26 protein-coding genes and 1 other RNA gene are annotated in these 21,189 nt (G+C 42.4%); 11 read left to right on the top strand and 16 right to left on the bottom strand.

All coding sequences use genetic code 11. From position 1 onward, the window contains the following. Window positions 1-70: 70 nt before the first annotated feature. Entirely contained in the window at window positions 71-406 is a 336-nt protein-coding gene (locus tag FTV14_RS11775; protein ID WP_373688486.1) for a nitroreductase family protein, read from the top strand. Between the two features lie 107 nt (window positions 407-513). Further along, window positions 514-741 carry a hypothetical protein gene (locus FTV14_RS11770; protein ID WP_004786112.1) on the top strand — a complete coding sequence of 76 codons (228 nt, stop codon included), beginning with the start codon at window positions 514-516 and terminating at the stop codon, window positions 739-741. On the opposite strand, the gene FTV14_RS11765 is transcribed toward FTV14_RS11770, so the two are convergent. The 4 genes from FTV14_RS11765 to FTV14_RS11750 all read right to left on the bottom strand — a co-directional run bounded on the left by FTV14_RS11765 (window position 704) and on the right by FTV14_RS11750 (window position 4,417). Next, a complete protein-coding gene (locus tag FTV14_RS11765; protein WP_180053931.1) occupies window positions 704-1,558 on the bottom strand; it encodes a DMT family transporter in 855 nt (284 codons plus the stop codon). The genes FTV14_RS11770 and FTV14_RS11765 overlap by 38 nt on opposite strands. A gap of 85 nt (window positions 1,559-1,643) precedes the next feature. Then, a complete protein-coding gene (gene fba, locus FTV14_RS11760) occupies window positions 1,644-2,681 on the bottom strand; it encodes a class II fructose-bisphosphate aldolase (RefSeq protein ID WP_104426189.1) in 1,038 nt (345 codons plus the stop codon). 120 nt (window positions 2,682-2,801) lie between these two features. Continuing rightward, the gene (locus FTV14_RS11755) at window positions 2,802-3,080 is read right to left on the bottom strand and encodes a hypothetical protein (protein ID WP_180053930.1); all 279 of its coding nucleotides are present in this window, start codon (window positions 3,078-3,080) and stop codon (window positions 2,802-2,804) included. A gap of 149 nt (window positions 3,081-3,229) precedes the next feature. Then, window positions 3,230-4,417, bottom strand: coding sequence for a phosphoglycerate kinase (locus tag FTV14_RS11750; protein ID WP_034702596.1), 1,188 nt, complete (start codon window positions 4,415-4,417; stop codon window positions 3,230-3,232). A gap of 141 nt (window positions 4,418-4,558) precedes the next feature. Between FTV14_RS11750 and FTV14_RS11745 the strand changes: the two genes are divergently transcribed. Genes FTV14_RS11745 through FTV14_RS11735 form a run of 3 tightly spaced genes read left to right on the top strand, consistent with a single transcriptional unit; the run spans window position 4,559 to window position 6,729 of the window. Next, a complete protein-coding gene (locus FTV14_RS11745) occupies window positions 4,559-4,942 on the top strand; it encodes a DUF2237 family protein (RefSeq protein WP_034170328.1) in 384 nt (127 codons plus the stop codon). Then, window positions 4,942-5,535, top strand: a complete 594-nt coding sequence (locus tag FTV14_RS11740; protein WP_034702599.1) for a nucleoside triphosphate pyrophosphatase — start codon at window positions 4,942-4,944, stop codon at window positions 5,533-5,535. The genes FTV14_RS11745 and FTV14_RS11740 overlap by 1 nt, the downstream gene beginning before the upstream one ends. A gap of 24 nt (window positions 5,536-5,559) precedes the next feature. After that, the gene (locus tag FTV14_RS11735) at window positions 5,560-6,729 is read left to right on the top strand and encodes a cupin domain-containing protein (RefSeq protein ID WP_180053929.1); all 1,170 of its coding nucleotides are present in this window, start codon (window positions 5,560-5,562) and stop codon (window positions 6,727-6,729) included. Between the two features lie 86 nt (window positions 6,730-6,815). Here the strand turns inward: FTV14_RS11735 and FTV14_RS11730 are convergent, their stop codons facing one another. The 5 genes from FTV14_RS11730 to FTV14_RS11710 all read right to left on the bottom strand — a co-directional run bounded on the left by FTV14_RS11730 (window position 6,816) and on the right by FTV14_RS11710 (window position 11,730). Further along, window positions 6,816-8,678, bottom strand: a complete 1,863-nt coding sequence (locus FTV14_RS11730; protein ID WP_180053928.1) for an ATP-binding protein — start codon at window positions 8,676-8,678, stop codon at window positions 6,816-6,818. Between the two features lie 59 nt (window positions 8,679-8,737). After that, window positions 8,738-9,421 carry a response regulator transcription factor gene (locus tag FTV14_RS11725; RefSeq protein WP_034702603.1) on the bottom strand — a complete coding sequence of 228 codons (684 nt, stop codon included), beginning with the start codon at window positions 9,419-9,421 and terminating at the stop codon, window positions 8,738-8,740. Window positions 9,422-9,643: 222 nt separating this feature from the next. Beyond that, window positions 9,644-10,441 carry a glutathione S-transferase N-terminal domain-containing protein gene (locus FTV14_RS11720; protein WP_180053927.1) on the bottom strand — a complete coding sequence of 266 codons (798 nt, stop codon included), beginning with the start codon at window positions 10,439-10,441 and terminating at the stop codon, window positions 9,644-9,646. A gap of 101 nt (window positions 10,442-10,542) precedes the next feature. Continuing rightward, window positions 10,543-11,052, bottom strand: coding sequence for a ribonuclease E activity regulator RraA (gene rraA / locus FTV14_RS11715; RefSeq protein WP_125278329.1), 510 nt, complete (start codon window positions 11,050-11,052; stop codon window positions 10,543-10,545). A gap of 12 nt (window positions 11,053-11,064) precedes the next feature. Continuing rightward, the gene (locus FTV14_RS11710; RefSeq protein ID WP_005235308.1) at window positions 11,065-11,730 is read right to left on the bottom strand and encodes an NAD-dependent epimerase/dehydratase family protein; all 666 of its coding nucleotides are present in this window, start codon (window positions 11,728-11,730) and stop codon (window positions 11,065-11,067) included. 213 nt (window positions 11,731-11,943) lie between these two features. Between FTV14_RS11710 and rpsT the strand changes: the two genes are divergently transcribed. Then, the gene (gene rpsT, locus FTV14_RS11705; RefSeq protein ID WP_004786139.1) at window positions 11,944-12,213 is read left to right on the top strand and encodes a 30S ribosomal protein S20; all 270 of its coding nucleotides are present in this window, start codon (window positions 11,944-11,946) and stop codon (window positions 12,211-12,213) included. Window positions 12,214-12,350: 137 nt separating this feature from the next. Here rpsT and FTV14_RS16075 read toward each other — a convergent pair whose 3' ends face one another. From FTV14_RS16075 to FTV14_RS11695, 3 genes are all read right to left on the bottom strand, one after another. Beyond that, window positions 12,351-12,473, bottom strand: a complete 123-nt coding sequence (locus tag FTV14_RS16075; protein ID WP_004786141.1) for a hypothetical protein — start codon at window positions 12,471-12,473, stop codon at window positions 12,351-12,353. A 120-nt stretch (window positions 12,474-12,593) separates the two neighbouring features. Then, entirely contained in the window at window positions 12,594-13,343 is a 750-nt protein-coding gene (locus FTV14_RS11700) for a histidine phosphatase family protein (protein ID WP_104426195.1), read from the bottom strand. A 60-nt stretch (window positions 13,344-13,403) separates the two neighbouring features. Next, window positions 13,404-14,255, bottom strand: coding sequence for a 3'(2'),5'-bisphosphate nucleotidase CysQ (locus FTV14_RS11695; RefSeq protein WP_180053926.1), 852 nt, complete (start codon window positions 14,253-14,255; stop codon window positions 13,404-13,406). A 12-nt stretch (window positions 14,256-14,267) separates the two neighbouring features. Here FTV14_RS11695 and FTV14_RS11690 point away from each other — a divergent pair, with 12 nt between their 5' ends. The 4 genes from FTV14_RS11690 to FTV14_RS11675 all read left to right on the top strand — a co-directional run bounded on the left by FTV14_RS11690 (window position 14,268) and on the right by FTV14_RS11675 (window position 17,266). After that, the gene (locus FTV14_RS11690) at window positions 14,268-14,954 is read left to right on the top strand and encodes an HAD hydrolase-like protein (RefSeq protein WP_180053925.1); all 687 of its coding nucleotides are present in this window, start codon (window positions 14,268-14,270) and stop codon (window positions 14,952-14,954) included. Beyond that, complete coding sequence (locus tag FTV14_RS11685; RefSeq protein ID WP_125278333.1) at window positions 14,947-15,387, top strand: RNA-binding S4 domain-containing protein; 441 nt, start codon at window positions 14,947-14,949, stop codon at window positions 15,385-15,387. Before FTV14_RS11690 ends, FTV14_RS11685 begins: the two co-directional genes overlap by 8 nt. Window positions 15,388-15,532: 145 nt before the next feature. Then, complete coding sequence (gene recA, locus FTV14_RS11680; protein ID WP_004786150.1) at window positions 15,533-16,576, top strand: recombinase RecA; 1,044 nt, start codon at window positions 15,533-15,535, stop codon at window positions 16,574-16,576. A 75-nt stretch (window positions 16,577-16,651) separates the two neighbouring features. After that, window positions 16,652-17,266, top strand: a complete 615-nt coding sequence (locus FTV14_RS11675) for a regulatory protein RecX (protein ID WP_180053924.1) — start codon at window positions 16,652-16,654, stop codon at window positions 17,264-17,266. Between the two features lie 309 nt (window positions 17,267-17,575). Here FTV14_RS11675 and ffs read toward each other — a convergent pair. Next, window positions 17,576-17,672, bottom strand: an RNA gene (gene ffs, locus FTV14_RS11670) — signal recognition particle sRNA small type. 295 nt (window positions 17,673-17,967) lie between these two features. Here ffs and FTV14_RS11665 point away from each other — a divergent pair. Next, window positions 17,968-18,771: a YbgF trimerization domain-containing protein gene (locus tag FTV14_RS11665; RefSeq protein WP_180053923.1), complete on the top strand. Its 804-nt coding sequence runs from the start codon at window positions 17,968-17,970 to the stop codon at window positions 18,769-18,771. Between the two features lie 69 nt (window positions 18,772-18,840). On the opposite strand, the gene lpxA is transcribed toward FTV14_RS11665, so the two are convergent. From lpxA to lpxD, 3 genes are read right to left on the bottom strand one after another with little or no spacing between them, the layout of a single operon-like run. Then, window positions 18,841-19,629 (bottom strand): acyl-ACP--UDP-N-acetylglucosamine O-acyltransferase, encoded by a 789-nt coding sequence (gene lpxA / locus FTV14_RS11660; RefSeq protein ID WP_180014148.1) that lies wholly within the window; start codon window positions 19,627-19,629, stop codon window positions 18,841-18,843. Beyond that, a complete protein-coding gene (gene fabZ, locus FTV14_RS11655) occupies window positions 19,626-20,111 on the bottom strand; it encodes a 3-hydroxyacyl-ACP dehydratase FabZ (RefSeq protein ID WP_171064833.1) in 486 nt (161 codons plus the stop codon). Before fabZ ends, lpxA begins: the two co-directional genes overlap by 4 nt. Before the next feature lie 5 nt (window positions 20,112-20,116). After that, window positions 20,117-21,187 (bottom strand): UDP-3-O-(3-hydroxymyristoyl)glucosamine N-acyltransferase, encoded by a 1,071-nt coding sequence (gene lpxD, locus FTV14_RS11650; protein WP_008305277.1) that lies wholly within the window; start codon window positions 21,185-21,187, stop codon window positions 20,117-20,119. Window positions 21,188-21,189 lie beyond the last annotated feature (2 nt).

The following is a 21,189-nucleotide window of genomic DNA, read 5'->3' as shown; positions in this document are numbered from 1 at the left end:
AAATACAAAATAATTCGGTAATATGATCCATTGAGAAGCCTTGTTTTATAACATTTTGTCTTGAGAACCAATATGTTACAAAAACAGGGCTTTTTTTCTACTCTTTTTTTATATCGAACTCAGGTTACATTATTATCGTAATGAAAAAGGCGATATTCAGCGCTGGGCAGAAAACCAGACCTTTATTGCATTGGGACAGATCTTACTGGCTGCAGGAAGTGAAGGTATTGATGCCACACCGATCGGTGGTTTTGATGAAGACATTCTGAGTGAGGAATTACAGTTAGCTGAACAAGGCCTGATTCCATCAGTACTGCTTACTTTAGGTTATCGCAGTGAAAATGATTTCAATGCCAAATTGCCTAAATCTCGTCTGCAAGCTGAAGATATTTTCACCAAACTGTAAGCATTTTATGTTATAAAAGGGGTCTAGTGCCCCTTTTCTTGTCAATTCGGGCCTAATTTTTGCTTTATTCTCCAAACATCTAACTAGAATAACAATTAGAGGTACCCATGTCTGTTTTACCATCCAGCTCTTTAAAATTCGAATGCAAACACTGCGATAAAATTTACTTACATCACTATGCTAATGCCCAGCATCGTTATCCACATTGTCCAGACTGCAAACAGGCAGGCTTATTGCTTGGACGGGCTGAAAAAGAAGACCTGTTACGTTATCCGCTTGAGTTTGCATCTTCCTATGTTAAACAGACATTGCATATGCTAGGCAAACAACACTAATCACGCCTAGAATCAGCCCGATCGCACTTGCAGGTTTGAGTCGTTCTTTAAAGATGAGCAATCCTGCAATCACACCAAAAATCACCACCAGAATATTCATGCCCGCAAATACAATCGCTGGCGTATCTTTGAGCATCATGTGTGCTTTGACGTAAAAAGCAATATTGGCAAAGTTCAACGCACCCAATAACAGACCGAAACCAATATCCTTGCCAGAACCCAGATGACGATATTGCAGCAGCAGATAGATCATCGACAGAATCATGGCGCAGATAAACATCAAGTTCAGTGCCACAGCAAATTGTAGACCAAGGCTGGTGGTATATTTCAACAAGACATCAATCAGTGCATAACCAAACCACACCAGACCCAGAAAAAACATTCCCTGCCTGGAGCTTTCTGATGCCTGACGGTGTGAGAATAGAATGCACAGTACGGAACTTATGCCTAAGACTATACCCAGCATCTTGAGCTGGTTAAATTGTTCCTGAAAAATGAAATAAGCAGCGGCCAGTGATAGTACAACCGATAATCGCTGGGCAATTTCAGTTTTTAAGATCCCTGCTGTTTGTAACGACTTGGCCAGAAACAGGAAGACACTCGGTAATAAAACGCCAAGCGCCAGAATCAGTAGCCATGGAGTCTGACTCATGGAAATATGCTGGATGTCTGGCTTGAACCAGAAAAAACACAATAAGCTGGCTGTGACATAATTCCAGCTAATCATGTGGATGGGGCTCAAGCCTCTATTTTTAGCAATTTTTAAGAGTATCGAGACTGCAACACTACATAATGCTGCAATAAAAATCAGTTCCATATGCTGCTCTTATTCTTCATCTTTATTTAAATATAAAAAAGCCCACATTCGCTGTGGGCTCTTCTTATAAATTATTCACAAGGAATTATTTATAACGCTCAACCATTTTCTCTAAAGAGATTGGACGAATCTTGTCTGCATTACCTGCAGTACCAAATGCTTCGTAACGGTCGATACAGATTTGCTTCATTGCATCTACAGTTGCGCTGAAGAATTTACGTGGATCGAATTCGCTTGGTTTTTCAGCCATCATACGGCGCATTGCACCTGTAGACGCTAAACGCAAGTCAGTATCGATGTTGATTTTACGAACACCGTGTTTGATCGCTTCAACCAGTTGCTCAACAGGAACACCATAAGTTTCTTTGATGTCGCCGCCATACTGGTTAATCACAGCCAGCCATTCTTGTGGCACAGAGCTAGAACCATGCATTACAAGGTGAGTATTTGGCAGTGCTTCATGAATTTCTTTAATGCGGTCAATTGCAAGAATATCGCCTGTAGGTGGACGAGTAAACTTGTATGCACCGTGAGAAGTACCCACTGCAATGGCTAATGCGTCAACATTGGTATCTGCAACGAATTGACGAGCTTCTTCAACTGAAGTTAGCAGTTGAGAATGGTCAAGTACGCCTTCAGCGCCTACACCATCTTCTTCGCCTGCCATACCTGTTTCAAGGCTACCCAGACAGCCGATCTCACCTTCTACTGAAACGCCACATGCGTGTGCCATTTGTACAGTACGGCGAGTCACATCAACATTGTATTCGTATGAAGTTGGTGTTTTACCGTCTTCACCGAGTGAGCCGTCCATCATGACTGAAGTAAAGCCTAACTGGATAGAACGTTGACATACGTCAGGGCTAGTACCATGATCCTGGTGCATTACCACTGGAATATGTGGCCATTCTTCAACTGCAGCCAAGATAAGGTGACGTAAGAATGGTGCACCTGCATATTTGCGAGCACCTGCAGATGCCTGCACGATTACAGGTGAATTCGTTGCATCTGCTGCGAGCATGATTGCGCGCATTTGTTCTAAGTTGTTTACGTTAAACGCTGGTACGCCGTAAGCATGTTCGCCGGCGTGATCCAAGAGCTGGCGCATCGAAATAAGAGCCATAATATCCTCCCAGGTAATGGGCCATATTCTACATGTTCAACTATTGCAATACAGCCAAAAAATACAATATTTTATAAAAAATCCCTGCAAAAGCAGGGATTTTTACTTGCATAGTCTGAGTTATGGTGTCATAGGCTCGGAAGCGCCTGATACAGATTGATCTATAGTCGCAGCATCTGCAGGTGCATTAGCAATTTCAGCTAGAACATCTGTATTTTTTTCATCCAGAACCGGTTTATCAATTGCATCAATTGCGGCCTGCTGTTCCGGACTAATGAACTCTTCATTTACAGCTGTTGTATTTTCTACGTCCTCGGCTGGTGTATTTTCCTGCTGGGTACAGGCAGTAAAAATAAAAGATGCTGCCAGCAATGCAGCTAAAGTGAGGTGCGGTTTCATCAAAAGATCTCATCTCCATACTCTATTGTCTGCATCTTATGACAGCTTTATTGCACTTTAATGAATCAGTGATGAACAGATCTGGAATAAATAAGCGATAAAAATAAAAAAGCTGGCATCAAGCCAGCTTTTTACATTAGGACATGCGATTAAGCACGTTCTAACAATACCGCAACTGCAGGAAGTGTTTTGCCTTCAACGAATTCAAGGAATGCACCGCCACCAGTCGAGATGTAGCCAATTTTGTCAGCAACTTCGTATTTGTCGATTGCAGCTAAAGTATCGCCACCACCAGCAATCGAGAAGCCTTCAGATTCAGCAATTGCTAAAGACAGTGCTTTAGTACCTTCACCGAACTGATCTACTTCGAATACGCCGACTGGACCATTCCAAAGGATGGTTTTAGACGTTTTCAGGATTTCAGCAAATGCTTTTGCAGTTTCTGGACCCACGTCAAGGATCATGTCATTGTCTGCAACATCTTCAACTTTCTTCACAGTCGCTTTCGCTGCAGCTAATGAACCCAAGAAGTCATCAAAGTTGATTTCAGAGGCATCAGCAACCACAACATCAGTTGGAAGCGGAACTGAAACTTTTGCGGCAATCGCTTTCGCTGTATCGATCAGGTCATTTTCACACAGTGATTTACCTACATTGTAACCAGCAGCTGCAAGGAACGTATTTGCGATACCACCACCAACGATCAATTGATCACAGATATCAGACAATGAAGTCAAAACATCAAGCTTGGTAGAAACCTTAGAACCCGCAACGATCGCAACCATTGGTTTTTCAGGCGTTTTCAATGCACGACCCAATGCATCCAGTTCAGCTGCCAATAAAGGACCTGCTGCTGCTACTTTAGCTAAACGAGCGACACCTTCAGTTGATGCTTCTGCACGGTGTGCAGTACCAAATGCATCCATCACAAATACGTCGCAAAGTGCTGCATATTTTGCTGCAAGTTCAGGATTATTCTTCTTTTCACCTACGTTGAAGCGGCAGTTTTCCAGTAAAACCACTTGACCCGGCTGAACTTCAACACCGTCCAGATAGTCTGTGAAAAGTTTTACTTCCTGACCCAATGCTTCAGTCAGATAAGCTGCTACAGGCGCAAGAGACTGTTCAGCCTTCGGCTCACCTTCAACTGGACGACCAAGGTGTGAATACACCATGACAGCCGCGCCCTTTTCTACTGCAGCTTTAATTGTTGGTAATGCAGCACGTAGACGCGCATCGCTAGTGATTACACCATTTTTAACCGGTACATTTAAATCTTCACGGATCAGAACACGTTTACCCGTCAGGTCAAGGTCAGTCATACGCTGAAAGTTCATTGTAGAGCTCTCTTTATAGATATTAAAAACGAGGCGATTTTAAATGATTATGCAGAAAAAGGTTAGCATCTTTTGCAGAAAACATTATGAATGCCAAAGTTTTGTTATGATAGAAAAAAGCTTCTTCCAGATTCAGTACCTATGTCGATACATCCTGATCCTAATCTTAACCGTCTTAATGTTCTGGGCGAGCCTTTGGCGAGCTGTTGTTTTGATCCCATTACTGGATATTTCCGTAATGGCTTTTGTCATACCGCACCTACCGATCTGGGACAGCACACTGTCTGTGCACAGATGACCTCTGAATTTCTGAATTTTTCCCAGAAAGTGGGCAATGACCTGATTACACCATTACCAGAACTGGGATTTCCTGGACTGCAACCTGGTGATTTCTGGTGTATCTGCGTTACACGCTGGGTAGAAGCTTATGAAGCTGGACAAGCGCCACCGATCAAGCTGCAAGCCTGTCACAAAGCTGTCCTTGCTTACGTTCCTCTCCATATTTTAGAAGAATACGCTGTCTAATGAATACCGCAAAAATCATCTTGGCTTCTTCAAGCCAGACCCGTAAAGAACTGATGAACCGTCTACGTCTTGATTACGTATCGGTCGTCCCGGACATAGATGAATCACCCCAAGGTGAAAATCATGCGGATGAATTAGCCAAACGCCTGGCTTTTGAAAAAGCTCGTCATATCGCTGAGCTACATCCTGATGCGATTGTAATTGGTTCTGATCAGGTAGCCTGGCGTGAAGGCGCACCAGATATCTTTATGGGTAAGCCTTTAACAATAGAAAAGGCCATTCGCCAGCTGCAGGCCAATTCGGACAAGATTGTGTATTTCAGTACGGCGCTCAGCGTTCAGCAGAAATCTACCGGTTTTGAACGTACGCTGGTAGAACATTACAAAGTCAAATTCCGCAAACTGTCTCAAGCGGAAATTGAGCGCTATGTAGAGATCGAACAGCCCCTGCATTGTGCCGGTAGTTTTAAATGTGAAAGCCTTGGGATTAGTCTGTTTGAAACCATGATCGGTCAGGATCAAACTACCCTGATGGGTATGCCGATGATTCAGCTATGCAATATTCTGCGTGAGCTAAAGATTTTAGTTCCTTAATCTCCTTTATTTTAGGCTTTATTTATGTCCCTACCTCTAGACGTTTTAGGCGGTATTACCGCTGAACAATTCCTTGCCGAATACTGGCAAAAAAAACCGCTGCTGGTACGTAATGCCATGCCTGAAATCGCAGGCCTGCTAGAGCCTGATGATGTGATGGAGCTAGCACTTGAAGAAAATGTCACTGCACGTCTGATCAAGCAGAAAGATCGTGATCCAAATCAGTGGTCGGTCAAGACATCTCCTTTATTAAAAGCTGACTTCCAGAAGATGCCTAAGCTTTGGACTTTACTGGTTCAGGCTGTGGATCACTATTCTTTCGACCTGTCTGAACTCTGGAAAAAGTTTGCCTTTATCCCTCAATGGCGTCGTGATGACATCATGGTGTCTTATGCACCTCAAGGCGGTTCAGTCGGTCAACATTTCGACTTTTATGATGTTTTTCTGGTTCAAGGCTATGGTCATCGCCGCTGGCAACTGGGGCAAATGTGTGATGCCGAGACCGAACTTGTACCGGGGCAGCCATTAAAATTATTGCCAGAAATGGATGTGCATTTTGATGAAGTTCTTGCACCCGGTGATTTGCTGTATATTCCACCCGGTCTGTCTCATTACGGCGTAGCAGAAGATGACTGTCTGACTTTCTCTTTTGGTTTCCGTATGCCAAATGTCAGTGACATGATGGACCGTGTAGGCGATAAATTTTCGGAAAATGAAGTCTTACGCAATCCATTGACTGACATCATTCGCGATCATATCAGTGCTGCGGGTGAAGTCACAGGCAATGAACTTGAATATCTGAAAGGCAAAATCATGGAGCAGTTGCATAACTCCAATGTGCTTGAAGATGCCATCATGAGCCTGATGTCAGAACCAAAATATGAAGAGAATATTCCGGAAGCTGAAGAAATTGGTACAGGTGATCTGGAAGAAGCACTTGATCAGGGCTATAGCCTGATGCTTGAACCCGCTTCACGCTTACTCTATACAGAAGAAGATGGTGAAACCTTATTCTGGGCCAATGGTGAGGGAATCTGTATTTCTGAAGCATTTACTTCAAAACTGAAGCAGATTGCTGATGGTGCGCGTGTCTTATTGGATGAAGATTTCGCTGATGAAGATATGCTGGAGGATGTTGCTGAGCTATTGAATGATTCTGTACTGATGCTAGTGCCACCGGCTGAAGAAGAGTAAGTTTTTATATCTTGGTCATTTAAATCTATAAAAAAAAGGAGGATCATATGATCCTCCTTTTTTATGTATGTATAATTTTGAGATGATTAAGGCTGATAGAGTTCCATCACCACGTGTACGCAAGTATCGCCTTTCGCAGACTGAATATCCAGCATTCCACCCATGCGTTCAATACGCATTTTCATACTGCGCATACCAATGCTCATGCCATTTTTCTGCACCATCTCCGGATTAAAACCGATACCATTGTCCTGAATTTTTAAAGTCAGTTGATGTGGTTGTGTATATTCCATACTCACACTCACTTTTGTGGCCTGACTATGCTTGATAATATTGGTCAAGCTTTCTTCTACCACACGGATCAGGGTCAGACATTGTAAAGCCGTAGGTTCACGCTGCCAGACTTTAGGAAATGACCATTCTACGGCGATATCCATTTCTTCCAGCAATTGAGTAAATCGGTAACGTACTGGCGCAATCCAGATCACTGGCGTTTCAGGCACTTTATTGTCAATAGAAGAACCGCTATCGATGATTTGACGCAGGTCATCCCTAAGCAGCTTCAGCATAGATAAAAACTGTCGATTGGAAATGTTTTCGGTACTTTGATCCACCAGAATCATGGAACGCACAATCGAGCCACCTAGTCCATCATGCAGTTCATGTGACAGATTAATCCGTTCCTGCAAACGCACATTATCCAGTTCCAGCTTATGCTGATCACTCAGGCTTTTATTTAGATCTGCACTGACTTGCCGTACTTTGGATTCCAGCTGCGTATTAAATTTTTCGATTTTTTTAATATTACGATTCAGTCGTGTCCCCATAATTAGCACGACAAACAGGATAATAATCGGTGATGTATAAGGTGATAAAGGTGAGAATTCACTAACCGCCGTTTGACCCAGAATGATCAGATCTATAATGACACACAGCAAAATTCCCCACAGACAAAGCATCAGAAACAGATATTCGCCATTTCGAGTTTTAATTGCCCAGTAGCTAACATAGATGACACAACTAATATAAAGCAGCACATAGCAGACAAAAGCAACACTTAGCACTGCTTCTAAATGATCTAAAGAACTGACTATGATGAATAGACTGAATAAAGCAGTCACCCCGATAAGTCCCCGCTCCAAACGCTGAAATTTCTGCTTCAAGAACCGAATTAGATACAGACAAAAACAGTGCATATAGAGGATAAAGAAAATCAGATTGGCTTTACCGGCCCATATACTGGAGGGAAAAGGAAAATTCTCTGTGGTTAATACATTGGAGATAAACAGAATCCACAATAATGAACTCAACGCCAGCCAGCCAAAAGTGGTTTCTGAATGTCGGAATAGCCAGATAATCAGGCTAATGACTCCAATCGTACCGGATAGAATCATATTGATCTGAAAGAGCGTACGGCGATCCCATATCTTTTTTGAATAATGCTGGTCGTTGGCCATGACATTATGAAATTCAATTCTGCCAAGCCCTGCACCCTGGAAACTATAGCCTCGTACATAAATCAGCAGTTCATTGTCTGTCTGCTTCAAGCCCGCAATGGGCAAAATCCAGTAACGTGGTACATTCCAGCTTTTAGACAAAGGCTCTTGCAGGTTTTGATCCGACCACAGCAGATCATCATTCAGGAAAACAGCTCCAGCAGAGTTCAGATAATCAATACCAAAAACAATGGGTTCAGCGAGACGTATATTGTCCTGACAAGACCAACCCCAGCGAATTTTATACCAGGCACCCCCATTATATTTCGGCCAGTTATTTTTCCAGTTATCCGGTAATGTTACAGGTTGCCAGCCCGCATCCGGAATTTCGAGATGACTTGGGACTTGAACTTTTTGTTGCTGTTCAATGTTCACCTGACAAAGCTCGTTAATCTGAAAATTATTCTGTGCCAAGCTGATGCAAGAGAATAGGCTCAGCCAGCTCCCTATCATTAATAGAGCGAAGAGCCTTAGTCTTTGCCCAAACATCTTGCTAACAGACAGCATTCGCACTAAAGAATACCTAAATGCCGTGCTGTGCTGACTGCTTTGGTTCGCTTGCTGACAGAGAGCTTGCGGTAAATATGCTTGATATGACTCTCTACGGTATAACGTGACACGCAGAGTTCATCAGCAATTTCACGATTGCTGAGTCCCTGTGCCACCAATGAAAGAATTTCTTTTTCCCGTTGAGTCAAACTTTCCTGTTCAGGATCAAGTACGATCTGCTCCAAAGAGGAAGATGGCTCTGAACTGGAAATCTGCTTGAGAATTTCCCGTGCAATAAAAGGATCAATGGGTGCACCGCCACGCAAAATACTACGAATTGCCAGACTTACTTCTGTATCATCGCGTTCCTTGAGTACATAACCGGTTGCTCCCGCCTTAATTGCTTTTAACAAGCTATCCTGAGTGCTCCAGGCAGATACCACTAGTATTAAGGTTTGTGAACCGAGCTCATGTATTTTTTCAATAATGGAAATGCCATTTCCATCTGGCAGTCCAAGATCAATCAGTGCTAAACAGAACGGTTCTTGTTGCAGAAGATATTCGGCTTCCCTGACATTATTGGCGAACAGCAATACCTCATCACTATATCCCAGATCCTTCAAAATATTTTTTAAACGGCACTGAATGACATATTCGTCTTCAACAATTAATACAGGTACCGGTAGTACGGCGTCTTGTGCTGTCATAAGCACACCCCTTATCGTTATTCTTATTACCCCATTGAAATTAAAATATAAACAAAAAAAGAAGAAAAATCATGAGTTTTTTTAACTTTATTGTGAGTAGCTCTAAGTATGAATAATTTTGAAAGCAGAGTTCTTGTTCTTGGAAAATTTAAATTTATAAACCATAAAAATGCCATCTATTTTCAGATGGCAATTTTTTATCTTCCAAATATTAGGAGCAGTTTATTTTTTGCTTTTCTTCTCAGGACCATATTGCTGCTTCAAATACTCCACAATATCTTTGGACTCAAACATTTTTGTATTGGTATTTGGGTCAACGAGATAAGGAACCTGAATATTATCTCCCATTACTTTTAAGACCTGTTCACGCTTACCACCCGGTAAAGGTTCATATTTCCCCGGTTTTAAACGCAGTTTTGCCAGACCTTGATCCTGCCAACGTTCTTTTGCCACATTATGATAGATGTAAGGGATTTCCAGTTCAGACAATACGCCACGGACAATACGGGTATATGGACTGGCTTCAAAGCCCCACAGTTCAAGAAGCTGTTCAGGTGCAGGAGTATTCTTCGACAACGGTTTAGCCATGCCACCACGTAGCCCATTCACCATAGTCCCTGCAATGGCAGCAACCGGCACTTTTGGATAATTTGAATATTTAGCTGGAGTCTTACCTGTCTTGCCATAATGCTTAAACAAGTGATGAATAATATCCTGAGATTCGTATAGCTTATCTCCGGTATTTTCATCTACTAAAAATGGAAACTGAAGTTTGCCACCTTGCTGTTTCACTTCGGGACGAAAGCGTTTACCGCCTCGTGGGCACGGATACACCTCATAATCGAGGTTCAGTAAAGTCATGACCTCACGGACACGACGACAAAATGGTGATCCTTCATATTCATAAAGCTTGAGAGGCTTTTCAGGCTGATTCGGAAATGGTGTCCCGGTCGTACCACGTCCACCTTCCAGAAATGCGGATGCCAATGCCTGTGCTACTTTAATCTGATGGCCTAACATATCGTCTGTCCTCTTTATTATTTTCAAACCGTGAAAGCAGCAATCTAAACTGCCTGACTTTCACGGTATAGCTTGTTTTTGTATATTTTCAATAACCGGAATTAGTCCACCAGTTGCTCTTTGGACAGGACAATGCCGTTGTTATCAGCATAGACATACTCGCCTGATTTAAAGGTCACGCCACCAAAATAAAGCGGCACATCTACCTCACCAATCCCCTTACGGTTGCTCTTTTGAGGAATAGAAGCTAAAGCATGTACACCAAGATCAAGCTCAGCAATCGCATCGACATCACGGACACAGCCGTAGATAATTACACCATTCCAGTGGTTTTTCACCGCAGACTCAGCAATCAGGTCACCCATCAATGCACAACGCATCGAAGCACCACCATCTACAACCAGAACCTTGCCGGTACCATCTGTCGCCAATAACTCTTTTACTCGAGAGTTATCTTCAAAACATTTTACGGTCACAATCTGGCCGCCAAAGCTTTTACGTGCACCATAGCTTCTAAAGAATTTGCCATCCAGGCATGGGGTGACCACCTGCAAGTTTTTATCCGGATTGTCATCAAGCAGGTCACAAGTTACAAATGGTACGCTGGACACGATTTTTTACCCTCATTTCATTTTTTGTATGGCTAAATTATCATAAATTTCAAATTTCACAGTCTGATTCAGCGCTGCATATACCATAGTATGAGCCACCTGCTCTGCTGTCACTGGCTTGTATTTAAAAGAATCGGGGATGAAATGCGAAAACTTGTCAAACAGGTTCTGTGCCGCGTCTTCCAGTAAACGCTGATGATCCCGCTCGCCAATCAATAAAGACGGACGGAACAAGCTGATACGCTCCAGAGACAAGCTCTGGATATAATCCTCTAATTCACCCTTTACCCGGTTATAGAACAGTCTGGATTTTGAATTGGCACCCATCGCACTAATCAACAGATAATGAGCATCCGTTTGCTGCACCAGTTCGGCAAAATGGGCGTTGATGGTGTAATCGGTATTATAAAAAGCTTCTTTGGAGCCGGCTTTCTTTAGCGTGGTACCCAGACAGCTAAAGGCATGAGTATGGCCACTGACATCCTGATCATTGAGCATTAAGAAATCCTCAACGACCACCTGCTTGACCTTGTGCCACTGTTCAAATTCTGGTTGATGTTTACGCACGATGACGCTAATACGCTTACAACTAGGTTCATTTACCAGCTGTTGTACCAAAGTCTTTCCGACCAAGCCTGTAGCGCCAATCACGATAGGATATGTAATGGTTTTAGTCATTTTTTGTACGATCTCCCTGCTTAGATACTAATCTAACGTTTTCTTTAGAATTTTTCTGCAACTAAAATGTTGTCAAAGCATGTCAAGACTTGACTTAAGCCCATAGTTTCCTCAAAATATGGCACTTGTTTACGGGCTGGTGATAGTTCTTCTGATGTGGTTTTCAGTTGAGTTTCAGCCCGCCCAGACCAATCTATTTCAAGGAGTGCACGAGTGGCAAACTCTGCTCAAGCAAAAAAACGTGCTCGTCAAAACGTTAAAGCACGCAAACACAACGCAAGCTTGCGTTCTATGGTTCGTACATATCTTAAACGTACAGTAGCTGCTATTGCTGCTGGCGACTATGCTGTTGCTACTGAAGCTTACAAAAAAGCTGTTCCAGTAATCGACCGTATGGCTGACAAAGGTATCATCCATAAAAATAAAGCAGCTCGTCATAAGAGCCGTTTGAACGCGCAAGTTAAAGCATTAGCTTCTAACTAATCGCAAATCAAAAGAAGCCCTTTTAGGGCTTTTTTTGTGCCTGAAATTTAATACTAATTCAACAAAGAATTATGAATACCAGAAAGTTATCTAATCCTAGTTATAGAAATCTTCTATTCAAACAAAAATAGAATAAATTATTCATCCTTATCCATAGAATGAGGTGTTGTGGTCTGGTCTTGCTGTGCATTGTCTGTATCACGCTGACAAGCAGTTAATCCCAGCATAACGACCAGACTTAAAATTGTGATTATTTTCATGATAACTCCTATGCTTCCAAAATTGGTTTAAATATCAGCATAGTGATATTTCATCATTACTCTATTTCACTTTCATACGATAAATGTAAAAAGCTCAACCTAAATGATTGAGCCTTTGAATTATTTATTGACCTTTAATTCGGTATTCTGAAATTGGGAAATATCCAGCTCATGCACTTTGCCCCGCCAGATCCATTTTAGTTTAGATTCCTCAAATACATCGCCCTCAAACCAGACAAACAGACCTTCCATCATTTTCGGCCAGTCTTCACGACTGACTTCCTGATGCCCAGACATCACTGCAATCATCGCTGCCAGAATGGTGTCATGACTGACCGCCAGACTGAGTCCATACAGCGTTTTCGGATGAGTGTTGTAAATTAATTCCAGTACATCCACTACGCCATTAATGGGATGTTTCATTCCGGGCAAGGCATTATTGACGAAGCTATTGATAAAGCCCAATGCCCCCTGTTTTTTGAAATATGGCCCTGCTTTTTGAATATCCAGTACAAAGCTGCCTGGCTCAACCAGCAAACCCTGTTCAACGATTTCAATCTTATGGGTATGCGGTGCTTTATCCGTTGCATCTGCCCCCTCGATCATCAATGCTGCGGTATCTACACAGCGCTGAATCGGACTCGATATACAATGCTGGATATGCCGATCTGTCTGATTAACCAGATAGGCACCCCATTCCTGCGCCAGATCACGTCCTTGCGGCGTCAACTGCAAATCGTAACCTGCCAGTCCCTGACCAGCGACATCTTCACGCAGAGAATGCCGCGTAAACAGAGTCACAGGTGTCTTGGTATCAGGCAATAAATCTATTGCACTGAGCATACTTGGTGGAAGCAGTTTTAATGCCACAATCTTGCCAACTGATCTATCAACGGAATCTTCCTCACTATACCATGAACGGCTATGAGCTCAATCATTGTCTTGCATGTCCGCCAGTGCCCGTAAAGCCAGTGCTTTCATTGCTTCATTCTTATAGGCTATAAACCCGCCATTCAGTAAGGTCTTGCGCTGATTGTAGATGAATGGCCGACCTTCCAGATCAACCAACCCTCCGCCAATCCGCTCGAGCATGCATTGACCGGCACTGGTATCCCACTCAGAGGTTGGATGGAAACGAGGATAAATATCTACCCGGTCTTCAAGGATCATGCAGAATTTATAGGCACTTCCTGCCTTGAACTCGGTGTACGCGCTAAGTTTAGCCAGACTTTGCAGATACTCGATATATTTTGGCTTCTGCTGACTGCTCTGACTCAGACCGACAAAGACATCCTGATGATCGGTAGCTGACTCATAGCCAAACCATGCCTGATTCTGAATATCGTATTTAATCGGCAAGCCTTCTTCAGGACAGAAATAAATTAGCTGCTGTGCAGGAACCGCCAAAATGGCAAAAGTAGTCAGACTGCCTCTGACCAGACTGAGATTAATCGTGAATTCTGGGCGCTGATGCAAAAACTCTTTGGTGCCATCCAGAGGATCTAGTAACCAGAAATCTGTCCAGGCATGACGCTGATCCTGCTGCCCCTCTTCTGACAATAAAGGCAATTCTGAGATTTCCGCTAAAGCTTGGGTTAAATAACTATTCACCCGATAGTCTGCCTGGGTCACAGGAGAATCATCACTTTTCTTGACAATATCAAACGCAGCACCTGAACAATAACGCTGATATTCTTCTCGCAAAATTTCACAGGCCTGTGTCAAAATGGGCACAAACTGCAAAATCATCGGATCTTGTGGTGCTATTGTCGCTTTAAACATAGAAAACCTTATATGTCGAATTGCTCAGAAAAACCGCCTGTCATTTTTGATATGGACGGAACTTTACTTGATCTTGCCTACGATGATTTCATCTGGAACGAGTTATTACCGATCCGTTATGCCGAAACACATGGCTGTAGTCTGGAACAGAGCCGAGAAACGCTTTATGCATTCTATCAGCAACATAATCATACCCTAAACTGGTACTCTTCTTGCTTCTGGACGGCTAAAGTCGAAGTCGACGTTCTGGCCATGCAAATCGAGCATAAAGATAAGGTTAGCTTACGCCCTTATTGCCTCGAATTACTCGATTATCTTAAAAATAATGGCTATCCCATCTGGCTTGCCACCAATGCCGACTGTGCAGGACTCGCCTTCAAACTGGATCATCTGAATCTCAAAGATTATTTCAATGTCATTGTCAGCTCGGAAAGCATTGGACATGCCAAGGAATTTGTAGAATTCTGGCAAGGTCTGAATGCTTTGCACCCCTTTGATCCTGAGCAGGTCTATTTTATTGATGATACCGAAAAAGTCCTGAATGGCGCCAAGGCTTATGGCATCCAGAACCTGTTCTGCATCCAGCAACCATCTTCCAGTAAAGTTGCGCGCCAGACTTGCAATTACCCGATGCTGCACCAATTAACAGAGTTAATCACTCATTTAAATCAGTCTGAGGTAAACAAGCAATATGCGTAAATCGTCTTTACCCGAAGATGCGGTAGGCATGCGTATAGATAAATGGCTGTGGGCAGCACGTTTTTTTAAAACCCGTTCCATTGCCAAGAATGCTATTGAGGGCGGTAAAGTCCATCATAATGGTGAGCGTGTAAAAGTATCTCGCGAAGTCCGTGTGGGTATGGAGTTGACGATTCAGCAAGGTATCGAGAAAAAAACCGTAGTTGTAAAAGAACTTTCTGATGTTCGTGGTCCTGCACCTGTGGCACAGAAACTGTATGAAGAAACTGAAGTCAGTATCGCTCGCCGGGAATTGATTGCATCGCAAAGAAAGTTGCATAATCTAGCGCGTCCCGATCATCGACCAAGCAAAAAAGATCGTCGAGACATCAGTCGATTCAAGAATGAAAATAGTCAGAACTTTGATCAACATTGGTCATATAATGATGATTAAATTCAAGCGTCAGCATGTGTCGTAACACTGCTGGATTTTATAGAACACAAGGGAAATTTCTGTCACTATATTCCTGTGGAACGAAGCTCTAATGTAAGACATCCACTTGAGTACTAAGTTTGTGACATCGTATTGAGGTTGTAAGATGGATGAGAATAAAAACAAGGCGCTCAACGCTGCCTTAAGCCAGATTGAAAAACAGTTTGGTAAAAACACAGTGATGCGTCTTGGTGACAATACCGTGCAAGCAGTTGAAGCTGTATCTACAGGTTCTTTAACGCTTGATATTGCACTCGGTATTGGTGGTTTACCGAAAGGCCGTATTATCGAGATTTATGGTCCTGAATCCTCAGGTAAGACCACAATGACATTGCAAGCGATTGCTGAATGTCAAAAAGCTGGCGGTACATGTGCATTCATCGATGCCGAGCACGCGCTTGATCCTCAATATGCCCGTAAACTCGGTGTAGATATTGATAACCTGCTGGTTTCTCAGCCAGACAACGGTGAACAGGCACTTGAAATCGCTGATATGCTGGTACGTTCTGGTGCGATTGACCTGATCGTAGTCGACTCTGTTGCTGCATTGACCCCTCGCGCCGAGATTGAAGGCGAAATGGGTGACTCACATATGGGTCTGCAAGCACGTTTGATGAGCCAGGCACTGCGTAAAATTACCGGTAATGCCAAGCGTTCAAACTGTATGGTGATCTTCATTAACCAGATCCGTATGAAGATTGGTGTAATGTTCGGTAGCCCGGAAACAACTACTGGTGGTAATGCACTAAAATTCTATGCTTCTGTACGTCTGGATATCCGCCGTATCGGTCAGGTGAAAGAAGGCGACGAGATTGTAGGTTCTGAAACCAAAGTCAAAGTTGTGAAAAATAAAATGGCGCCTCCATTCAGAGAAGCTCTGTTCCAGATTCTGTATGGTAAAGGTGTTAACCATCTTGGTGAACTGATTGACCTTGCAGTACAGCAAGAAATTGTTCAGAAAGCGGGTGCATGGTATTCATATCAAGGCGACAAGATTGGCCAAGGTAAGAACAATACCATCCGTTATCTGGAAGAACACAAAGAGCTGGCGGATACTATTGAAAAACTGATCCGTGAGCAACTGCTTACTACAGGCAAAGTAGTCGAAGATAAAGACGAAGAAGAACCAGCAGACTTTCTGGATGCATAATCCTTGAACGTCATAACAGAGCGCCCTACGGGGCGTTTTTGTTATTATGGAATAGATATTTTTATCGAGATCAATATGTCAGACGCAAAATTCAGCAAACTTTTGGACTATGACGCGATTAAACAGCAGTTTGGTGATGCTGAAGACTCAGTCACTCCTGCACCTGTTGAGCCACAGACTTTGCCAGAATTTGATCCGGAAGACAGCTTATTTGGTAACTCCGATAAAGAGCAGAAGAAACCCGGTCTAACCGGCACCCGTTTGCGTTCTTATGCCTTTGCTGTACTAACTCGCAAAGAATACTCCAAAGCTGAACTCATTGAGAAACTGGCGCTTTATGCAGAAGATCGAAATGAAGTGGTCACTTTGGTTGAAGAGCTATCTAGAGAAAACTATCAAAGTGATCAACGTGTCGCTGAAATCATGTTATCGAGCCAAAAGCGTAAAGGCAAAGGTCCCAATCAGATTAAAATGAAGCTGAAAAGCAAAAAAATTGATACTGCCCTGATCAGTGAAGAACTAAAAGAAACGGACTGGGTACAACAGGCTTATGAACTGAAGCTTAGAAAATATGGTCCAGAAGTGACGAAAGACCCAAAACTTAAAGCCAAACAGATCCGTTTTCTAATGTATCGTGGTTTTGAAATGGATGCGATCATGAAAGCGATTAGCCGCAAAGCCGAAGATTAATTCTTTTGTATTTGTGAAAAATATGCTTAGGCTATTTTTTTATTTTCCTCTTTGCCATCCTGCTTAACTTAAATAGTTTCCCTTAATTTACAATTAATCCCGAACAACAAAAAGCTTTCAAAAACTCAAATTAAGATAGTCTATTCAAAAGATTGAATTTCAATATTCCAAACAATATGGCATCCACGAAAGCAGCTGTGAATAGAAGATTGAAAGTAAAGATTAAAAGGAATAGAAAACAATAGAAATTAAGATTGAAAAATAAAAAAATAATATAGAGAAATTTTATAATTATAAATCTGGTGGCAACCCTACCAGCAAAGCTCCGGCACATCATAGATCTACTACCGTTGCTACCTTCCGGTCCTGGCGGGGTTCATAGAGTACAATTGCGAAGTAACCGGCAGGGCTACCATTACAGGAATAGAGTATAGAGATTTTTATTGAAGTTGCAAGGGCTGTATTTCAAATTTTCGGCATAAGCTATCCGTTTGATTATTTTAAAAACAATATACCCCATTATGCTGATTTTTTAATATTCTTCACAATTAATTCATGAATATCGAAATTCACATGATCTTTGTAAAACCTTGTTGCAATTTCTAAAAATGCCGTTTTAAATGTGAAGCTATAAACAGGTTATCTCTTTTAGAATAAATGAGCTGCGGATACATAATCTCGCCAAGAATCATGGAACTTATATGATGTTTAAGAAACAGGTATTGTGTGCCCTCACTGCACTCTGTACAACCTCTCTTTTTGCTGCGATTCCTATCGAATCACGTGGACTCAGCCAAGGTGCTCAATCAAATAATATCAGCACTCAATCTGCCATTGCTACAGGTGCAGATGCACCTCAGACCAATACCAGCTGGCAGCTCATGCAAAAAAACCAGCAGCTTGAAAATGATCTACGCAGTTTACGTGGAAAAATCGAAGAACAAGAAAATGAAATCGAGAGATTAAAGAGCGAATTAACCAACCGCTATGCCGATCTGGATCAACGTCTGGAACTATTGCAGCAAAAAATTGAACCTGCTGAAGATACCTCCACGGAGGATAACCAACAGGATATTTCTCCCAGTTTAAGCTCTAATGCTCCAGCTACCACTCATCAGGCATCCACAACGCAACAGCCGAGTGAGCAGGAAAAAGCGGCTTATACCATTGCACTAGATGCCTATAAAAATGGTGGTGCAGCTAAAGCCATTGCGCCCATGCAAAATTTCATCAAGAATAATCCGAATAGCGTCTATATCAGCAATGCTCACTTCTGGTTAGCCGAATTTAACCTGTCGATTGATCCGCCGAATTTTAATGAAGCAAAGAAGAATTATCTGATTGTGGTTGACCGCTATCCAAATTCTGCAAAAGCCTCTACTGCCCTTTATCAGCTTTATAATATTAGTAAGGATGTAGAAAAGAACACTACTCTTGCTTCGCAATATAAAGCGAAACTACTCAAGAACTATCCGAAAGCTGAAGAAGTTAAATTTTTGAAGTAAATAAAAAGTCCCATAAAAAAAGACACCACGAAGGTGTCTTTTTTTTAATTCTACTTTCATTTCTTTAGCTTAGCGCACAATGCCACGCTTTGATTGTTCGAGTGAATCAATCAGACGTTGTGCTTCAGAAACTTCTGGAAGAATCTCGTTACGGATTTTCTCAATAGCTTCCTGAGTCGTTAAGCTAGATTTGTAAATCAGCTTAAAGGATTCACGTAAACCGTTAATCACGTCTTTTGACCAGCCTTTACGACGCATGCCTTCCACATTCATGGCAAATGCATGTGCCGGATTACCCGATACCATCACATAGGCAGGAACATCTTTCAGAATCAGTGAAGCGCCCCCAATCATGCTGTAAGAGTCAATTTTACAGAACTGGTGAATACCTGAGTTACCACCAATCACGACATAATCGCCTACGTGTACGTGACCCGCCACACCGACATTATTTGCGAAAATATTATGATCACCAACCATACAGTCATGTGCAATATGGGTATTTACCATTAACAGGTTATGACTGCCAATTTTAGTAATACCTTTGTCCTGAACCGTACCACGGTGCAGACTGCAGTGTTCACGAATCTTGTTATAATCACCAATTTCCAGCCAGGTTTCCTCACCTGCATATTTCAGATCCTGGCAGACTTCACCGACGCTGGCGAACTGAAAAATTTCATTATGTTCACCAATACGTGTAAAACCACCCACCACGACATGTGAATGCAGTTTGGTACCAGCACCAATCGTGACATTTGGCCCAATAATACAGTAAGGGCCAATCTGTACATCTGCAGCAATTACTGCAGATGCGTCAATGATGGCAGTTGGATGAATTAGGGGATTATTGCTCATGCCTGCTCGACTTTCAGATGGGAAACCATAATTTCCGCGGTTGTTGCGACAATGCCATCTACTGTGGCAATACAATTATATTTATAAATGCCACGTTTTTGCATCACTAATTCAGATTTAAGTACTAATTGGTCGCCAGCAACCACTTGTTTTTTAAATCGAACCTTCTCAGCGCCAGCAAAAAGGAATAATGAACCTTCTTTGGGAGTTTCATTATTCATGACAAAACCAAGGATACCTGAGATCTGTGCTAATGCCTCAACAATCAATACGCCTGGCATGATTGGATAGTTCGGAAAATGGCCTTGCAGAAACTCTTCATTAATTGAGACGTTTTTATAACCAACAATGCCATTTTCAGTAATATCGACAACGCGATCGACCAGCAGAAATGGATAGCGATGGGGCAAATATTCACGAATCTTTTGAATATTCATTGGCAATTCAGGCTTCGTGAATGTAGGCAAATTCGACTCTGTCATCATAATTATTTACGCAACTTAAATGTTGATTCAATGGACTCAATTTGAGATTGCATATGATCCAATCGTTTCACTAACTGGGTCAATGGCACATCTGCTAATTGTCTTAAGCGAACCACTGTGCGTTTCCATTGCTGATTTGGCAACAATCCCATGCCTGAAGAATAAGTACCTTCTTCAGTAATGTTATTTGTCACCATTGACATTCCTGTCAAGGTCACATTATCCGTGATATGTAGGTGTCCTGCTACCCCACAGGCCCCTGCGAGAATACAGTTTTTGCCAATCGTGGTACTGCCGGCAATCCCGCATTTGGCTGCAATCGCAGTGTTTTCACCAATCTTAACGTTATGGGCGATTTGCACAAGATTATCAATAATGACACCTTGTTCCAGAATTGTGTCATCCAGTGCACCCCGGTCAATACTACAGTTTGAGCCGATCCGGACATCATCTGCAATACGGACTGAACCCAATTGGGCAATTCGATGCCATTTCCCTTGATAAGGTGCAAAACCAAAACCTTCACTACCAATTACGGTATTGGCATGGATCCGAACACGATTACCGATTTTCGTAGCACCTGTTAAAGTCACATGTGCATCAATAAAACAGTCCCGGCCAATTTCAACCTGGTCGTCGATCTGAACGTGGGACTGGATAATCGTATTTTCACCCACCACACAATTCTCACCAATAACGGCATAGTGACCAATATAGGCACTGTCAGCAATGATGGCAGATGGATGAATTTGTGCGGTACTTTCAATTCCCTGAGTCGTATGTTTTTTCTCAAAAACGTGAGTCAGAATTGCAAAAGCCAGATAAGGGTTGGCCACTACAATGAAGTTCTGCTGGGAAGTTAGCTGCTCTTTTAATTCAGCAGTCACAATTAAAGCGCCCGCCTTACTCTGAGCTGCCTGTTCCAGATATTTATCTGCATTGACAAATGCAAGGTCATGAGAGGTTGCATTTTCAAGACTTGCCAAACCTCTCAAACATAAATCTGCCTGACCTACATACTCACCTTGGACAAGACGAGCGAGGTCAGCTAACTGAAGTTTTTGATGATTCATCG

Source organism: Acinetobacter sp. YH12236 (genome assembly GCF_013417645.1).
Lineage (GTDB): Bacteria > Pseudomonadota > Gammaproteobacteria > Pseudomonadales > Moraxellaceae > Acinetobacter.
Note: the sequence above shows the minus strand (reverse complement) of the source record. Positions and strands in the feature narration are given on the sequence as shown.

What these genes read in the sequence shown, in the direction of transcription:
- FTV14_RS16075 (WP_004786141.1), bottom strand. Translation starts at nt 12,473, where the DNA reads ATGAAAATAATCACAATTTTAAGTCTGGTCGTTATGCTGGGATTAACT.
- FTV14_RS11720 (WP_180053927.1), bottom strand. Translation starts at nt 10,441, where the DNA reads ATGTTAGGCCATCAGATTAAAGTAGCACAGGCATTGGCATCCGCATTT.
- FTV14_RS11690 (WP_180053925.1), top strand. Translation starts at nt 14,268, where the DNA reads ATGTCGAATTGCTCAGAAAAACCGCCTGTCATTTTTGATATGGACGGA.
- FTV14_RS11685 (WP_125278333.1), top strand. Translation starts at nt 14,947, where the DNA reads ATGCGTAAATCGTCTTTACCCGAAGATGCGGTAGGCATGCGTATAGAT.
- FTV14_RS11740 (WP_034702599.1), top strand. Translation starts at nt 4,942, where the DNA reads ATGAATACCGCAAAAATCATCTTGGCTTCTTCAAGCCAGACCCGTAAA.
- FTV14_RS11770 (WP_004786112.1), top strand. Translation starts at nt 514, where the DNA reads ATGTCTGTTTTACCATCCAGCTCTTTAAAATTCGAATGCAAACACTGC.
- FTV14_RS11730 (WP_180053928.1), bottom strand. Translation starts at nt 8,678, where the DNA reads ATGATAGGGAGCTGGCTGAGCCTATTCTCTTGCATCAGCTTGGCACAG.
- lpxA (WP_180014148.1), bottom strand. Translation starts at nt 19,629, where the DNA reads ATGAGCAATAATCCCCTAATTCATCCAACTGCCATCATTGACGCATCT.
- FTV14_RS11665 (WP_180053923.1), top strand. Translation starts at nt 17,968, where the DNA reads ATGATGTTTAAGAAACAGGTATTGTGTGCCCTCACTGCACTCTGTACA.
- recA (WP_004786150.1), top strand. Translation starts at nt 15,533, where the DNA reads ATGGATGAGAATAAAAACAAGGCGCTCAACGCTGCCTTAAGCCAGATT.
- lpxD (WP_008305277.1), bottom strand. Translation starts at nt 21,187, where the DNA reads ATGAATCATCAAAAACTTCAGTTAGCTGACCTCGCTCGTCTTGTCCAA.
- fabZ (WP_171064833.1), bottom strand. Translation starts at nt 20,111, where the DNA reads ATGACAGAGTCGAATTTGCCTACATTCACGAAGCCTGAATTGCCAATG.
- FTV14_RS11725 (WP_034702603.1), bottom strand. Translation starts at nt 9,421, where the DNA reads ATGACAGCACAAGACGCCGTACTACCGGTACCTGTATTAATTGTTGAA.
- fba (WP_104426189.1), bottom strand. Translation starts at nt 2,681, where the DNA reads ATGGCTCTTATTTCGATGCGCCAGCTCTTGGATCACGCCGGCGAACAT.
- FTV14_RS11675 (WP_180053924.1), top strand. Translation starts at nt 16,652, where the DNA reads ATGTCAGACGCAAAATTCAGCAAACTTTTGGACTATGACGCGATTAAA.
- FTV14_RS11735 (WP_180053929.1), top strand. Translation starts at nt 5,560, where the DNA reads ATGTCCCTACCTCTAGACGTTTTAGGCGGTATTACCGCTGAACAATTC.
- FTV14_RS11750 (WP_034702596.1), bottom strand. Translation starts at nt 4,417, where the DNA reads ATGAACTTTCAGCGTATGACTGACCTTGACCTGACGGGTAAACGTGTT.
- FTV14_RS11695 (WP_180053926.1), bottom strand. Translation starts at nt 14,255, where the DNA reads ATGTTTAAAGCGACAATAGCACCACAAGATCCGATGATTTTGCAGTTT.
- FTV14_RS11710 (WP_005235308.1), bottom strand. Translation starts at nt 11,730, where the DNA reads ATGACTAAAACCATTACATATCCTATCGTGATTGGCGCTACAGGCTTG.
- FTV14_RS11745 (WP_034170328.1), top strand. Translation starts at nt 4,559, where the DNA reads ATGTCGATACATCCTGATCCTAATCTTAACCGTCTTAATGTTCTGGGC.
- FTV14_RS11765 (WP_180053931.1), bottom strand. Translation starts at nt 1,558, where the DNA reads ATGGAACTGATTTTTATTGCAGCATTATGTAGTGTTGCAGTCTCGATA.
- FTV14_RS11755 (WP_180053930.1), bottom strand. Translation starts at nt 3,080, where the DNA reads ATGAAACCGCACCTCACTTTAGCTGCATTGCTGGCAGCATCTTTTATT.